Here is a 16,005-nt window from a genome sequence, read left to right on the forward strand (position 1 = left end):
CTCCCGCAGGAGTCTGCGCGCCTTCCACTGCGATCAACGAGGTTGCATGTCATTCGATAAGCTTATTTCTATAAAGAAAAGCCCGCAAATCATAGTTTGCGGGATCTAAATGATTTTTAAATTCGCGCTTACATGTTGATCTCCGTTCCAGGCGCTTCGCTTTCCGCGGGGCGACCTTGAGCCTCCTCACTTCGTTGCGGGGTCTCAAGATTGTCGCTACTCTCCCGCAGGAGTCTGCGCGCCTTCCACTGCGATCAACGAGGTTGCAAGTCATTCGATAAGCTTATTTCTATAAAGAAAAGCCCGCAAATCATAGTTTGCGGGCTGGGTCAGTTCAAGAAATCATTCTGTGGATACTGCTGGGTCAGCCTGTTCTTTGACAGGGTTGACTTGCAGGAAGAAGTTTGCCGGGTTATCAAGCATTTGCTTGATTTCTGCGGCTTCTTCTAATTGGTGCTGATCTAACAGTGATTGATGGTAGATGGAAAGCAATTCCTCCACATCCTTCAAACCAGCTGCATTTAAAGGTTCGATGTTCACTTTTGCACCTTTTGCGATACGACGTTGAAGTGCTTCTTTCGTCAAGCCCATTTCCGGCTGATGACGAAGGTAGACTGCGCCACCTGTCATACCTGCGCAGATCCATGGACCAGGGTCACCAAGGACAAGGCCGCGGCCATTTGTCATGTACTCAAACGCAAAGCCTTTAATGTTGGCGTTTACTCCAAGGTTACCATGTTCAACAGCTGGGATCGGAGTGGTAACTTTCCCACCGATGATCATGTCCGCTCCGGATAGACGGATACCTGCACGTGCGTCGGCATTACCTTGAACAACAAGCGCGCCTTTTTGTGCGCCATAGCCAAACCCTTTTCCGACAGAGCCGTTATAGAATTTGCCGTCTTTTCCTTTATATTTAAAGACAAAGATGCTTCCTCCGAATGCGGTTTTTCCGATACCGTCCTGTGCACCACCCTCAACCTTGATATTAATACCGGTGGAGTTGTAAGCACCAAGTCCGTTACCAGGGATGGAGCCTTTGTTGTAGCGTAGTTCTACTTCAGGAAGCTCCAGGTAAGAGCCATCCAAACGTCCTCGTACACGGTGACAGGATACACGGCTGCCAAGGACACGTTGTTCTGCTGTTACCGCATCAAATTGACGGGATTCATGCAGGTCGCTTTCTTGGTAATCCAGATATTCTGCACCAGCTGCCACAAGAAGCTTTTCTTTTTCCATGCTTGCCGCCACTTCTTTTTGTGCAAGTTGTGGCACGTCTAACGTATGAAGCAAGTTGGAAAGGTCTAGTGATTCCAAGCCGCGCGTCTGCTCAAGAAGATCCGAGCGACCGACGATTTCCTGCAGGTTTTCAAACCCTAAGGAAGCGGTCAGTGCTTTCAGTTCGTCACCAAAAGCAGTGAACAGATTCATCAAGCCTTGTACGGCAAGATCTGATTGTCTAGGGACAAAGCGACGCAATCCGTGATCTTTTGCTTGTGCTTCGGATTCGATCTGTGTTGCAATTCCAACGTGACATGTATCCAAGTGACAACCGCGGCATGTTGTACAACCGATGGCGATCATGGAAAGGGTTCCGAATCCTATACGGTTTGCCCCTAAAAGCATGACCTTCATGCAGTCCAGCGCACTCTTGATTCCGCCGTCCGCCCAGATTTCCACTTTGTTACGAAGGCCGGATTCAATCAACGCGTTGTGCGCAGCTTTAACCCCAATCTCCACTGGTAAACCTACATATTGAAGGGCATGGATTCTCGCTGCCCCTGTACCGCCGTCAAAACCACTGATGGTAATGATGTCCGCACCAGCTTTGGCGATTCCGACTGCAATTGTTCCGATATTTGGAACAACCGGTACTTTCACGGCAACCTTAGCCTGGTCGTTGGCAGTTTTCAGCTCGGCAATCATTTGCGCCAAGTCTTCAATAGAGTAAATGTCATGATTGTTAGATGGAGAGATTAGATCCGATCCAATTGTTGCATTACGTGCTTCAGCGATCTTAGCTGTAACTTTAGATCCCGGTAGATGTCCGCCTTCACCAGGCTTTGCTCCTTGCCCAATCTTGATTTCCAAAAGGTTGGAGGAGTTAAGAAGCTCGGCATTTACTCCAAAGCGTCCGGATGCCACTTGCTGCCCGCGCGTTTTTGGATATTTTCCAAGCATATCTTTGATCTCGCCGCCCTCACCGTTCAGGCTGACCATGTTCAGTTTATCTGCCGCTTCGGCATATGCTCTAAATGCAATCTCATTCTGAGAACCAAAGGACATGGATGCAATGACGAATGGCAAATCATGTGCGCCAACGCCGATATTCACTTTTTCCTTCGCAGGTTGCTTGCCGGCAACCTTTAAGTCAGTTAAATGACGGATGGTGATAGGGTTTTTCGTCTCTTGCTCATCCAGCTTTTCACGATAGTCATCGTATGTTCCGTTCTTGGCCACGTCCCCGATTGCTTTCCAGATACGAGGGAAGAGGTGAAAAGACTTGCCTGGACGTGCTTTCTCATCTTCAAAGTCCACTGCGCGTTCTGCAGCATCTTCTTTAAGTTTTGTGAAATTAAAGCCCAGTTTATCAGAGCCAAGGAAGTTGACGATTCCAAGTGCATCCTCTACCTCATTATGAAGGCCGATTGCCGAGAACAAGCGACCGTAACCTCGTAATTCATGGATTCCAATCGTGGAAATAACTTTCTCCATTCCTTTCGTCAGTGCTCCAAAGAGGTTCACAACAGGTTTAGTCGTTTCATCACTTACTGTACCGAATAGTAGGTATGGACTGATGGCATTTGCACCAAGTCCTATTGCCACCATCACATCATGAAGGGAGCGGATGGCACCGGAACGAAGCAATAGTGCACATTTACGGCGATATTGGTGTTGGACCAACTCTTCATTAATGGCTGCCGTCACAAGATGCGGATCCAACCAAAGCTGGCCATCCTTGTGTGCTTGGGCATCATCAATGATCAATAAGGTTTTGCCGTCTTTTACGGCTTCCACCGCTTCGGCTTTTAAACGGTCCACAGCTGCTGTGATATCTTCATCTGAACCACAGGTAGCATTTACGTAATAGGTCAGGCCTTGTGTTTGGAACTGGTTTACTACTTGGTCGTAAGAAGGCTGCCCTAGTTCTGCGGCGCAATCCATGCCAACCTGTCCTTCTACTAATAATGGAGAAAGAAGTTCCATTGTGTAGCCATTTGGTACTTCGTCTTCTTTTTGCAGGGCAGGGCGGGCACCAAGAACCGTTCTTGTGGAAAAGTGTTCTGTCTCACGGTCACGGTCGATTGCCGGATTCGTTACAACCGCTACGCTTTCTTTTATAAAGTCAGCGATATTGTTGCGGCCTGGATTCATGGCAGCAAGCGGAACGTCATGACCAAGGGAACGGATTGGTTCTGCCCCTTTTTCCGCCATCTGTTCGATCAACTGAATATGCTCACGGTCCCAACCGAAAGCTGCATAATGTCCATTATGCACTTTTGCAAGTGGAGCGGTGGATACGTAGTTATCAAATTTCGGTGCATGCAGGCGTTCAGCGAATCCTTCTATAGCAAACTTCGCGTTCATACGCTGATAGACTTCTTCTTGATACGCATGATAGTCATACACTTTAATTGTATCGCCATCCCATTTCATCCCAACTTTTTCACCAGGGGAGAACGGCTTCGGCTCAGCTGTGTATTCCGTTGTCGGAATGATGCCTGGTTCTGATGAAAAATAATACGAAGTTTCTGTTTGCAACATCCAAACCGGACGCAAGCCAAGGGCATCTAGACTGAATACTGCTTCGTCTTTGTTACGGGAAATGATGCCTGCAGGTCCTTGGGCAAAATGACCCCAAGTTTCACGTACATATGTGTATAGGTCCTGTAAATGAGCAGGGTAGCTCTTGATTTCATTGATAATCGGCGGGAACACGATATCTAGTGCTTCAAAAAGCGAGAAACCGTCGCGAGAGATCAACGTATCTATCGTTCTGTTTAAGTCCTGAGAATCACTTCCGCCATTCGTCAGTGGCACGCCGATCATCGTCGCCTCGTCACGAAGCTTTGCGATCGTATTGATTTCCCCGTTATGGCCTAGGACGCTAAATGGTTGCACACGAAAAAAGTTTGAAAGCGTATTAGTAGAATAACGGTTATGACCAAGTGTCATCGTTGACGCAACAAGTGGATTAGCCAGGTCATGATAGAATTTTGGCAAAATATCGCCTGCACCCATTACTTTATAGACAGCATGGTAGTTCGATAGGGATGCCACATGTACGTCATCATTTTTTTCGATCTCAATGGCAGCATCGAACAGTTGCGCTTGCGTGCAATCTTCTTTTTCTGAAACTAAGGCAATCTGCCAGAACACCGGATCTTGGATGATAGCAATCGGTCCTAATGCTTCAGAAGATGTAACAGTATCAGAAGCAAAAACTAGTTTAAGAGATTCTTTTTCTAAAATGCTCGTAATCTCGCTTTTTACTTGGTCCACATCAACATGGTGATTGATGAAGAAATGACCGACTACAAAATCTTCGCGATCTACAAGAGAAGCGTCCTCGCCGACTTTTTCAAGTTTTTCTTTCCAAAGTGCACGGGGGATGTCGATGTGAATGCCGACACCGTCGCCTTCACCGTTAATGAAACCGGCACGGTGATTCATTTTGACTAAAGCATCTATACAGTCGTCGATATTTTTCTTTGTTGGGATTTTTTTCTTTTCAATAGCGGATACAATACCACATGCATCATGTTCTGCGTTGTGAAAATCTTTAAATGTACTTGGACTCCAATTTTTCATATGGATTGGCTGTTAACTAGGGATATAAGAGGGGACCCTAACTAGCCATTCACCTCCTGTGGTTTGATAGTTAATAAGAAAAACGTGTGCAGTTAAATTGTAGTACCTTAGCGCTCTGCGTGAGGTTTGCCTTACGATTTTCTTATAAATAGGTAAAAAGTGAGGAAAAATAAATAAGGGAATTTTCAGACTTTAAATTATATACTAACATTTCAAACAACAAAAATCAATTTTTTATGCAAAAAAGTGTAGAGGTCATACAAGTGGGGGGATAGAAAAAACGTTTATTTGTAAGCGTTTACAAGGTGGTGGTTAGAAAAAGACAGCGCATTAATGTACACGCTGCCTTGTATATTTATGCATTCGCTAATTCCGTGAATGCGTGCTCAACTGCATCTAGTGTGACTCTTACATCTTCTTCGGTATGTGCGGTTGTCACAAACCACGCTTCGTATTTAGAAGGTGCAAGGTTAATTCCTTGATTTAACATTAGTTTGAAGAATTTTGCAAACTGCTCACCGTCTGTGTTTTCGGCCTGTTCGTAATTGACCACTGTTTCATCCGTGAAGTAGATGGTAAGTGCTCCCTTGAGGCGATTGATGGTGATCGTGATTCCGTACTTCTCCGCTCTTTCAAGTATGCCTTCTTCTAATAGCTCTCCAATACGATCTAGCTGTTCGTAGACTCCTTCTTTTTGAAGGACTTCCAAGCATGCGATTCCGGATAGGATGGATGCCGGGTTACCTGCCATGGTGCCTGCCTGATATGCAGGGCCGAGTGGAGCAACTTTTTCCATGATTTCCGCGCGTCCGCCGTATGCACCAATCGGAAGTCCGCCACCGATGATTTTTCCAAGGGCTGTGAGGTCAGGGGTAATTCCAAGCATGTCCTGCGCACCGCCATACATAAAACGGAAGGCTGTAATAACCTCATCATAGATGACCAGTGCGCCAGCTTCATGGCTGATGTCGTTTACGGCTTGAAGGAAGCCTGGTTTTGGTTCCACGATTCCAAAGTTACCGACGATTGGCTCCACAAGTACACCCGCAATCTGGTCGCCCCATTTTTCCATAGCTTCACGGAAAGGTTCGATGTCGTTGAAAGGTACCGTGATTACTTCATTGGCAATGCTCTTTGGAACTCCCGCAGAATCTGGTGTGCCAAGTGTCGCTGGACCAGAACCTGCAGCAACAAGGACAAGGTCGGAGTGCCCATGATAGCAGCCGGCAAACTTGATGATTTTATCGCGACCTGTGTAAGCACGCGCCACGCGGATGGTCGTCATTACCGCCTCGGTTCCGGAGTTGACGAAACGGACTTTGTCCATTCCAGGCATCGCCTCTTTTAGCATCTTCGCGAATCTCACTTCATGGGGAGTTGGCGTACCGTAAAGGACCCCAGTTTGTGCCGCTTTTGTGATGGCTTCGGTAATATGAGGGTGGGCATGCCCAGTAATGATTGGGCCGTATGCTGCCAGGTAGTCAATGTATTTGTTGCCGTCCACATCCCAGAAATAGGCTCCTTCCGCCCGTTCCATCACTACCGGCGCACCGCCGCCAACTGCTTTATAGGATCTTGACGGGCTGTTCACGCCACCGACGATATGTTGCAGGGCTTCTTCGTGTATTTGTTCTGATTTAGTAAAGTTCATATTTGATTGAATCCTCCTGGTTCATTTGTTTGGTAAAAGAAATGATACGTTATTTTATCATGAATGTGGTGGGGATGTAATGGAGAATGGCTGGTGAAGTCATCGTAGAGCAGGATCGGTGCCAGAAAAGGAAAGGAACGAGGGATTCTGTCATCGTAAAGCCGGAACGATGCCACTAAAAGAAAGAAGCGAGCGATTTCTTTCATCGAAGAACTGGAACGATGCCATAAAAGGAAGAAAGCGAGGAATTCCCAAAGCTTCCCGTTTGAGTGTTCCCCCTCACTTGTACTACACTAGTCTCTATGAGCTTTTTTCAAAAGAGTACCCATAAATTGTTCATATAATAGAAAGGAAGTAACCTAGATGCATAACGTCATAGAAGTAGATTCACTCCGTAAAGAGTTTAAAGCATATTCTAGTCGTTCTGGTTTGAAGGGAGCGTTTCGCGACCTTTTTACGAGAAACTATAAAATAGTTCCTGCTGTACACGATGTTTCTTTTACCATCAAGCAAGGGGAAATGGTAGGGTACATCGGAGAGAATGGGGCAGGGAAGTCCACCACCATTAAAATGTTGACGGGAATTCTGACCCCGACTTCAGGGACAGTTCGCGTGAATGGGATGAACCCCCATAAAGAAAGGGAGGAATTTGTGCGTTCCATTGGTGTCGTGTTTGGTCAGCGCTCTCAGCTATGGTGGGACATCGCCGTTCAGGAATCCTTCCGCCTACTTAAAAAAGTATATAAGGTGTCGGATGAGGATTATAACGAGCACATGGATCATGTCATAAAAACGCTTGATATCGGTCACCTTCTGGACAAGCCGGTCCGAAAGCTCTCCCTAGGCCAACGGATGCGTTGCGAATTGGCTGCCGCGCTCATTCACAATCCGCCACTTCTATTCCTGGATGAACCGACAATCGGTCTGGATGTACTGGTGAAGCTAAGGATCAGACAGTTCCTAAAAGAAATAAACGAAAAATATAAAACGACCATCCTCCTGACGACACATGACATGGCGGACATTGAAGCACTATGTGAGCGGGTTGTCATGCTAGATGAGGGAAAAATCATTTATGATGGTTCTCTCCAAAAGCTTCGTAACAATTGGGGAGAAGGAAAGCAAATCAGGTTCCAGTTTGCTCAGAACGTATCGGAAGAACAGCTCATTCAACTTACTCCGGATATCGAAGTCCTATGGAAAAATGAAGGGAAAGAAACTATCTGGAGCGCAGTCGTTTCTAAAGAGGAAGAGGAAATCTCTGAGTTGATCGGAAGAGTAGTCGGCCAGTTCTCCATCACCGACCTGACCATCCAGGAGATCTCCACCGAGGAAATCATCCGTAATATCTATGACAAGGGGATGGCTGCAACACCTTCACAACCTAAAAAGCAACCGGTGTTGACCCATGGATAAATATATTGAAATGATAAGGATACGCTTCCTTATGATGCTTGCGTATCGAACCAATTACTACTCAGGTATTCTTATTTATAGTATCAATATCGGAGCTTACTACTTCCTTTGGCAGGCGATTTATAGCGGAAAAGAAGATATCCAAGGCATCTCCACCATCCAGATGACCACATATGTTGCGGTCGCATGGATGGCGCGCGCGTTTTATTTTAACAATATCGACCGGGAAATCGCCCAGGAGATCAAAGAGGGGAAAGTTGCCGTCGAGTTGATCAGGCCTTATAACTACCTTGGCATGAAGACGATGCAGGGACTTGGGGAAGGGATCTTCCGCCTGGCATTCTTTTCGGTTCCTGGGATGGTCATTGTGGCACTGGTCTTTCCATTGGAGTTCTCCGCCAACCTTGCTACATGGGGACTTTTTGGTATATCCATCATCTTCAGCTTTATCGTGAACACGCAAATCAACCTGCTGACAGGAATTATGACGTTCTTTCTATTTAATAATGATGGTCTTATACGCGCCAAACGTGTAGTCATCGATCTGTTTTCCGGATTGCTGTTGCCAATCAGCTTTTACCCGTTATGGGCACAAGACGTCATGAGCTTTCTCCCATTCCAGGCAATCAGTTATATCCCAAGCATGATTTTTACAGAGGGGATTACAGGTAATGCGGTATTTCAAGCATTGCTGTTGCAGTTAGTTTGGGTAGTTATCTTGATCATTCCCATTCAATTACTGTGGAATTTGGCAAAAAAACAACTAGTTGTGCAAGGAGGGTGAGGAATGTTTTATATTTCGATGTTTTTTCAATACATTGGCCAATATATGAAAACGCGGTTCCAATACAGGGCTGACCTGGTCGTGGAAATCCTCTCCGACTTGCTTTTCCAGGCGGTGAACCTGGTGTTTATCCTGGTTGTCTTCGGCCATACGCAGTTTTTGAGCGGGTGGAGCAGGGAGGAAATCATCTTCATCTATGGGTTCTTTTTAATACCGTATGCTCTGTTTTCCTCGTTTTTTAACATTTGGGATTTTAATGAACGGTATATTGTAAAAGGAGAAATGGACCGCATCCTCACGCGTCCAATCCATAGTCTGTTTCAAGTGGTTTTGGAGAGGATGGAACTGGAATCATTATTTGGGGTGTTTACAGGTGCAGCCATCATGATCTATGCCGGCAGCCTGCTCGATCTGACTTTTGCTTGGTACGATTATCTTCTATTAATCATTTTTGTGCTTGGCGGAGCGCTTGTCTATGCGGGAATATTTGTCTTACTTGCAAGTATCGGATTCTGGTCAGATGCAAGAACATCAATTATGCCGATGATGTACAATATCGGAAACTATGGCAGATATCCAGTTGATATCTATAACAGTGTCATTCGGTTTGTCCTGACGTGGATACTTCCGTTTGCCTTTGTCGGTGTTTATCCTTCTGCATATTTTCTCGGCAGGTCCGAATGGTATGGTTACGCCTTTTTGACTCCGTTCATCGGGGTGGCCTTCTTTGTTCTAGCCGTACTCGTCTGGAATGTCGGAGTGACCAAATATAGAGGTGCCGGGAATTAACCTGTACAAAAAAAGCATACCTGTTCTTCCCTAGCGTATATTGTACTAATGGCATGTCCGCGCATGGGAGGAGTAGGATGCTTTATTTATTTGTCGTCATCTTCATATTTATTGCAATCTTTATCAGCTTTTCGCATGTGTTCTCTTCAGAAAGCAGGAGCATTCCCTATGTCTCAAAAGAAACACTTTTGTTGTTACTGCTGATTTATTCGACACTTTTGCTATCATTTGGACTTTTATATACGGTCTTACATTTGGAAGGTCATCCCGTTCTCTTAGAAAGAGGCGAAATAATCAGTGGAAGTTATTTTTCCATCTTTTTTCGCTCGGTCTATTTTAGTGCCATCACCATTTTGACTGTTGGATATGGCGATATTACCCCGATAGGGATCGGCAGGGCCATTGCGATGACCGAAGCGTTGATCGGTTTTGTCATGCCCGCAGCCTTTGTGGTCCGGGTCGTCCTGCACATGGACGGGCGTGAGAGATAAACTTTTTAAGCTGAAAAAGTGCAATTGCCAGTGGCCGGCAATACCCTTTGTAAAAGAACCGTTTTAATTCCCCTCGTTTAAAAAGCGATTCGATAACTCAGATACGGGTTCCGGACAGTTGGCGTCAGCGTTTAAGGAAGTCTCTATGGACTTCTGGTTAACGCTGATTTCTTTATCGTGTTCTGTTACTGCGCCTTCATGCAGTACATCTTCTTTCTTCATCTTATTTCCTCCGATTTTCTTCAATTTCTAATTAGTTTAGGTCATTTGTGAAAAGTATATGTATGGATACCTCAATTCTTGATAAATCTCCTTTCATTCGGTAGGCTTAAGGAAAGTGAATACATAAGGAGGAGTTTGTAATGACAATTGAAGTTGGCAAAAAGGCCCCCGATTTTTCATTGCTTTCCAATACAGGGGAAACAGTGACGCTTTCCAGTTTTCGAGGCAAGAATGTCGTTCTTTACTTTTACCCAAAGGATATGACGCCTGGATGTACGACACAGGCCTGCGATTTCCGTGATAAGCATGAAGACTTTTCAAACCTCGATACGGTCATTCTTGGAGTAAGTCCTGATCCGCAATCCAGGCATGAAAAATTTATTGAAAAGCATGGATTGCCATTCCTTCTTTTAGTGGATGAAAACCATGAAGTAGCCGAGCTATATGATGTCTGGAAATTAAAGAAAAACTTCGGTAAAGAGTATATGGGAATAGAACGTTCCACTTTCCTTATTGATAAAGAAGGAGAAATGGTGAAGGAGTGGAGAAAAGTGAAGGTGAAAGGCCATGTAGAAGAGGCCTTGACCTTTGTAAAAGAAAATCTCTGAAAAGCCCCAGCCCATTTCATCAGAAAATAAGTCAAATGTCTAACTCCAAAAGAGGCTTCCTTGAGTACTTTATAGTGTAGGGCATACCTCCTCAAAAGTTGACGTGATTAGAGTGTAAGCATAAAAGCTTGCACTCCTTTTTTATTTAATTATCTAACTGTGGGTTTCCCTTAAAAGGGATAAGAAATCTCGTTTTCTGGGTAAAGTAATGGAAGGTGATATTGGAACAAGAATATTAGCATGGTAAAGGATACATATTATTTTTAAAATTGGTTATTTTGCGCATATTCCCAGAGCCCTTCCATATGTAGAACTTTTTTATTATACTGATAAAGGATTTTTTTCTATTGTTTTTTGAAAATTTAATAGATTAAGAAAGGGGATTTCCTAATGGAAGCAACTCAAAAAAAACGCGGCTTCGTTATGCGTGCTCTAGATAGCATCGAGCGTGTAGGAAACAAGCTGCCCCATCCGGTAACTCTATTCGCAATTTTCGCGTTATTGGTTATTGTCGCTTCTGGAATTTTTTCCAGCATGGGCGTTCAGGTAGACGATCCTTTAAACGAAGGGGAAGTACTACAAGTTAAAAACCTATTCAGTTCAGAGGGGATTGCCTATATCTTTGAAAGTGCCGTCACCAACTTTACAAACTTCGCTCCACTTGGAACGGTTCTTGTAACGATGATTGGTATCGGTATTGCTGAAAGATCTGGCCTTATCAGCGCGGCTCTGCGCGGCATGGTAACATCCGTACCGAAGCAGCTAATGACAGCTGCACTTGTATTCGGTGGGATCATGTCTTCCATGGCAGCTGACGCAGGTTACGTAGTATTGACACCACTTGGTGCAGTACTTTTCGCAGGTCTCGGAAGACATCCGCTAGCAGGTCTTGCTGCAGCATTTGCCGGAGTATCTGCAGGGTTCAGTGCGAACTTATTGCTTACTTCATTAGATCCACTACTTGGATCATTGACACAGGAAGCAGCTGCAACTGTTAACCCAGAATATGCTGCCGGCATGAACTACATGATGAACTACTACTTCATGTTCGCTTCAGTTTTCGTACTTACAATCGTTGGTACGTTTGTAACGGACAAGCTAGTCGAACCACGTCTTGGTGAGTACAAAGGTGCTTATAAAGGTGATGTGGATTATTTAAAGCCTGAAGAGAAAAAAGGTCTATGGGCAGCACTATTTGCATTTATCGCAACGATTGCCATATTGGCATTGTTAGTCGTTCCTTCATGGGGACCATTGCGTGGAGATGGCTCATTCCTTGAAGCGCCATTCTTCCACACACTTGTACCGGTCATTCTGATCATGTTCTTCATCCCGGGACTTGTTTACGGAATGGTCACAAAATCAATCAAAAATGATAAAGATGTAGCAAACCAGATGTCCGACACAATGGCGACAATGGGAGCTTACATTGTACTTGCTTTTGTAGCAGGTCAATTTGTCGCATATTTCAATGAAACGAACCTGGGACTAGTTCTTGCTGTAAATGGTGCAGAACTGATCCAAGGTATCGGCTTTGACAGCTCCAACCGTTTCATGAGCATATTATTAATCCTTACATTTATAGTAGTAGCTGGGTTCATCAACCTTTTCATCGGAAGTGCGTCTGCTAAATGGGCAATCATGGCGCCGGTATTCGTGCCAATGATGATGGGTCTTGGTTATTCACCAGAACTGACACAATTGGCTTACCGCCTTGCAGATTCCACTACAAACGTTATTTCACCATTGATGCCGTACTTCGCAATCGTTATTGCGTTTGCGCAAAAGTATGATAAGAAAGTCGGAATCGGTACGTTGATTTCCACCATGATTCCATACTCTGTGTTCTTCTCTATCGTATGGGTGATCATGTTGATCGTTTGGATCCTTACTGGACTTCCACTTGGACCGAACGCACCAATTGATTATGTTGGATAAATAAATTGAAGGCACCTGCTTGTCCTAGATGGACTTGCAGGTGTTTTTTTGCTATAAGGAAAGTAGAGTGTAAATTTGATGAGGGGAATGGTGAAGATGAAGATATATACGAAAACAGGAGACAAAGGGCAAACGTCTTTAGTGTATGGACAGAGAGTGGATAAAAATCATGTTCGTGTTGAAGCATATGGTACATGTGATGAGGCGAATTCCATGATCGGACTCGCGGTAGCCTATATGGATGACGAGAACTTCGCTCGTAAAGAAGAGCTTTTGCAATCATTCTCCAACATCCAGACGATTCTTTTTCACGTTGGAGCGGAACTTGCCACTCCTGCGGGGAAAGAAGTGAAATGGAAGTTGACGGAAAAGCATGTGAAAAGCTTGGAGGACGAATTGGACGAACTCGACGCAACATTATCTCCTTTGAAGAATTTTGTATTACCGGGAGGGTCGAAAGCGGGAGCAACATTACATAGTGCAAGAACCATTGTCAGAAGAGCGGAAAGATCTGCTGTGGGATTGAGCGACGAGCTTTCGCCAAATGTTCTTGCATACTTGAATCGTCTTTCTGACTATCTGTTTGTCGTAGCGCGCTATGTGAACAGTCAATTGAAGAAGGAAGAACCTGTTTTAAAGCCAGAGGTTTAAAAAAACTGATTTCATCATATAGATATAAGTAATAACATTGACAAAAATATCAATATCACGGTACACTAATTATAAATATTATAAAGTAATAATCTTTATGAAAAGTGAGGTGCATGACTGTGGCTAACGAACAATTAAAAGAAGCGCTCGAAACGCTAAAACAAACTGGAGTTCGCATAACTCCACAGCGTCATGCGATTTTAGAGTATCTTATTCAATCAATGTCCCATCCGACAGCTGACGATATATACAAAGCACTTGAAGGAAAGTTTCCCAACATGAGTGTCGCGACCGTTTATAACAACTTGAGAGTTTTTCGGGAAGTTGGTCTTGTAAAAGAATTGACCTATGGAGACAACTCCAGTCGCTTTGATTACGTAACAACCGACCATTATCATCTTATCTGCGACGAATGCGGCAAAATTGTCGACTTCCATTATCCAGGTCTTGATGAAGTGGAAGCGTTGGCTGCCCATGTTACTGGATTCAAAATTGCTCGCCATCGCATGGAAATTTACGGAGTTTGCCCTGAATGTGACAAAGGTGCCCATTAACAATAATGTTCACTTAAAGAAACATCAAACATTTCAATTATAAAAGAAAGCTGATAGGATCAAATCCTATCAGCTTTCTTTTTTGAATTATAATCTTCGTTGAACTCTTTTCCTTCAAGAGAAGGATCCATTGTCAACGGTTCATTGCAATACATGCACATGTCCACACGCCCAAGAACTTTGGTATGCTTCCCGCAGTTGGGGCAAACTACCTGCACAGCTTTTGTGGAAAGCATGCCGATCCAAAAATAAACGACCGTGGAACCGACAATGCATAAAAGACCCAACAGCATAAACAACGTCATGACAAGCATATTTCCTTGAAAGAAAATACCTATATACATAACGAAGAAACCGATAAAGACGAGACTGAGTGCAAAGGTCCTAATTTTATTTATTTTACTGGAATATTTACGAGCCATAGCCACTACCTCCTAAAACATTATAATAGCACAAAATGATAGTAAATGGAGTGCGTTCAGCTTACATGTTGTTTTTCAGAAGTTGACGGAATGTTCTGGATTACAAATGATAAAAAGGTTTTTAAAAGAAAGTGTCGAATAATAGGGGAAACCCTTTTTAATATGGAGGTCTCAAGATGGAAGATTTACTTCGTCCTATCTATCAAGAACGCGCAAGTCAATCCAACACGCAAGGAATCTTAATGATAGAAAAGAAAAATCCAGTTAGCCCAAATACAGATAAATTTGATGTAATCCTCTTCATGGTTGTAAAAGAGCTTGATGATTCCTTATATGTGAAACACTACGAGCTGCTTCAAAAGAAAGCAGCCCTCTACATTGCAAGTGAACAACAGCTTGAACAGTGGATTACCCTTGGAACTAATCGAAGAGTAATTGACTGGATCATAAATGGGAAAGTCCTTTTTGATCGAAACGAGTTCATTTATTCCCTTAGAAGTAAGTTGCTCGACTTTCCCTTGGAAGACCGAAAACTGAAAATAGGAATGGAATTCGCTAAATTAATAAGAAGATACCTGGAAGGGAAAGACTTTTTTGACTCCAAGCATTATATCGATGCCTATAATCACATCGTTCACTCGCTTCATCACTTGGCAAGGCTTGCGGTCATCGACCATGGATTTCATCCTGAAATTACGGTGTGGAATCAAGTAAAAAAAATAGAACCCGAAATCTACAAGTTATATGAAGAATTGATTCAAGGGGATGAGCCAATCGATAAAAGATTAGAGCTCTTGTTCCTTGCCAATGAATTTATGATTTATTCCAGAACTCGAACAGGTGCCAAACATCTAATGGAAGTATTGGAAGAAAAAGAAGAGGCGTGGTCCTACAATGAAATGCTCCACCATCCAAAATTACGTATGTATTCTGTAGATCTAAGTGTCTTGGTGGAGTATTTGGTGGAAAAAGGTTTCTTACAAGTGGAGAAAAAAGAAACAAAAGGCAATGGGGTATACCACCGTCAATATCAAGTTGTTCCAGAGAGGTAAAAAGTAGAGAGTGCATTTACACAGGCTCCTGCAGAGAGGTATTCTCTAAGGGAGCTTTGACCTTTTTGCTCATCCGAAAAATTATTTTAAAAAAGTTTAAAAGATATGTTGACGGTCGATAATATTACATGGTATATTATTATTCGTCGCCGCAAGAGAAAAGCTTGCAAGCGACAACGGGAAAAAAGAAATTAAAAAAACATGTTGACTTAAACTAACGAAACATGTTATATTAATAAAGTCGCTTCTGAGCGGCGGAATGAATGAAATGATCTTTGAAAACTAAACAAAACAACAGCGTCATCACGTCGGTTCTACGGAATCGGCAAAATGATTTTAAGTAACACAAGCTAGCAAATTTTGAGCAAAAGCTCAGACTCTTTATTGGAGAGTTTGATCCTGGCTCAGGACGAACGCTGGCGGCGTGCCTAATACATGCAAGTCGAGCGGACCTTTTAAAAGCTTGCTTTTGAAAAGTCAGCGGCGGACGGGTGAGTAACACGTGGGCAACCTGCCTGTAAGACTGGGATAACTTCGGGAAACCGGAGCTAATACCGGATAATATAAGGAACCTCCTGGTTCTTTATTGAAAGATGGTTTCGGCTATCACTTACA

The 16,005-nt window shown here is 43.8% G+C and carries 13 protein-coding genes and 1 rRNA gene; 10 read left to right on the top strand and 4 right to left on the bottom strand.

All coding sequences use genetic code 11. From position 1 onward, the window contains the following. Positions 1 to 342 precede the first annotated feature (342 nt). On the bottom strand, positions 343 to 4,812 hold the full coding sequence (locus EKQ44_RS21125) for a glutamate synthase-related protein (protein ID WP_237665478.1): 4,470 nt from the start codon (positions 4,810 to 4,812) through the stop codon (positions 343 to 345). A 355-nt stretch (positions 4,813 to 5,167) separates the two neighbouring features. Next, entirely contained in the window at positions 5,168 to 6,463 is a 1,296-nt protein-coding gene (locus EKQ44_RS21130; RefSeq protein WP_237665479.1) for a glutamate-1-semialdehyde 2,1-aminomutase, read from the bottom strand. Positions 6,464 to 6,826: 363 nt separating this feature from the next. Here EKQ44_RS21130 and EKQ44_RS21135 point away from each other — a divergent pair, with 363 nt between their 5' ends. The 4 genes from EKQ44_RS21135 (at position 6,827) to EKQ44_RS21150 (ending at position 9,943) form a co-directional block, all read left to right on the top strand. After that, positions 6,827 to 7,879, top strand: coding sequence for an ABC transporter ATP-binding protein (locus EKQ44_RS21135; RefSeq protein WP_237665480.1), 1,053 nt, complete (start codon positions 6,827 to 6,829; stop codon positions 7,877 to 7,879). Next, the gene (locus tag EKQ44_RS21140) at positions 7,872 to 8,663 is read left to right on the top strand and encodes an ABC transporter permease (protein ID WP_237665481.1); all 792 of its coding nucleotides are present in this window, start codon (positions 7,872 to 7,874) and stop codon (positions 8,661 to 8,663) included. Before EKQ44_RS21135 ends, EKQ44_RS21140 begins: the two co-directional genes overlap by 8 nt. A 3-nt stretch (positions 8,664 to 8,666) precedes the next feature. Then, complete coding sequence (locus EKQ44_RS21145) at positions 8,667 to 9,452, top strand: ABC transporter permease (RefSeq protein ID WP_237665482.1); 786 nt, start codon at positions 8,667 to 8,669, stop codon at positions 9,450 to 9,452. Between the two features lie 77 nt (positions 9,453 to 9,529). Next, the gene (locus tag EKQ44_RS21150) at positions 9,530 to 9,943 is read left to right on the top strand and encodes a potassium channel family protein (RefSeq protein WP_237665483.1); all 414 of its coding nucleotides are present in this window, start codon (positions 9,530 to 9,532) and stop codon (positions 9,941 to 9,943) included. 63 nt (positions 9,944 to 10,006) lie between these two features. On the opposite strand, the gene EKQ44_RS21155 is transcribed toward EKQ44_RS21150, so the two are convergent. After that, the gene (locus EKQ44_RS21155) at positions 10,007 to 10,165 is read right to left on the bottom strand and encodes a hypothetical protein (RefSeq protein ID WP_237665484.1); all 159 of its coding nucleotides are present in this window, start codon (positions 10,163 to 10,165) and stop codon (positions 10,007 to 10,009) included. A 140-nt stretch (positions 10,166 to 10,305) separates the two neighbouring features. Here EKQ44_RS21155 and bcp point away from each other — a divergent pair, with 140 nt between their 5' ends. The 4 genes from bcp (at position 10,306) to perR (ending at position 13,916) form a co-directional block, all read left to right on the top strand. Next, on the top strand, positions 10,306 to 10,773 hold the full coding sequence (gene bcp / locus EKQ44_RS21160) for a thioredoxin-dependent thiol peroxidase (RefSeq protein WP_237665485.1): 468 nt from the start codon (positions 10,306 to 10,308) through the stop codon (positions 10,771 to 10,773). A 390-nt stretch (positions 10,774 to 11,163) separates the two neighbouring features. Further along, entirely contained in the window at positions 11,164 to 12,711 is a 1,548-nt protein-coding gene (locus EKQ44_RS21165) for an AbgT family transporter (RefSeq protein WP_237665486.1), read from the top strand. 96 nt (positions 12,712 to 12,807) lie between these two features. Then, positions 12,808 to 13,362, top strand: coding sequence for a cob(I)yrinic acid a,c-diamide adenosyltransferase (locus EKQ44_RS21170; RefSeq protein ID WP_237665487.1), 555 nt, complete (start codon positions 12,808 to 12,810; stop codon positions 13,360 to 13,362). 119 nt (positions 13,363 to 13,481) lie between these two features. Next, a complete protein-coding gene (gene perR, locus EKQ44_RS21175) occupies positions 13,482 to 13,916 on the top strand; it encodes a peroxide-responsive transcriptional repressor PerR (RefSeq protein ID WP_010198161.1) in 435 nt (144 codons plus the stop codon). 59 nt (positions 13,917 to 13,975) lie between these two features. On the opposite strand, the gene EKQ44_RS21180 is transcribed toward perR, so the two are convergent. Beyond that, complete coding sequence (locus EKQ44_RS21180; RefSeq protein WP_010198164.1) at positions 13,976 to 14,338, bottom strand: YgzB family protein; 363 nt, start codon at positions 14,336 to 14,338, stop codon at positions 13,976 to 13,978. Positions 14,339 to 14,514: 176 nt separating this feature from the next. Between EKQ44_RS21180 and EKQ44_RS21185 the strand changes: the two genes are divergently transcribed. Next, positions 14,515 to 15,390 carry a nucleotidyltransferase-like protein gene (locus tag EKQ44_RS21185; RefSeq protein WP_237665488.1) on the top strand — a complete coding sequence of 292 codons (876 nt, stop codon included), beginning with the start codon at positions 14,515 to 14,517 and terminating at the stop codon, positions 15,388 to 15,390. Positions 15,391 to 15,771: 381 nt separating this feature from the next. After that, positions 15,772 to 16,005, top strand: a 16S ribosomal RNA gene (locus tag EKQ44_RS21190); the annotation flags it as partial.

Origin of the sequence: Sutcliffiella horikoshii (assembly GCF_021991925.1) — a bacterium.
GTDB lineage: Bacteria > Bacillota > Bacilli > Bacillales > Bacillaceae_I > Sutcliffiella_A > Sutcliffiella_A horikoshii_F.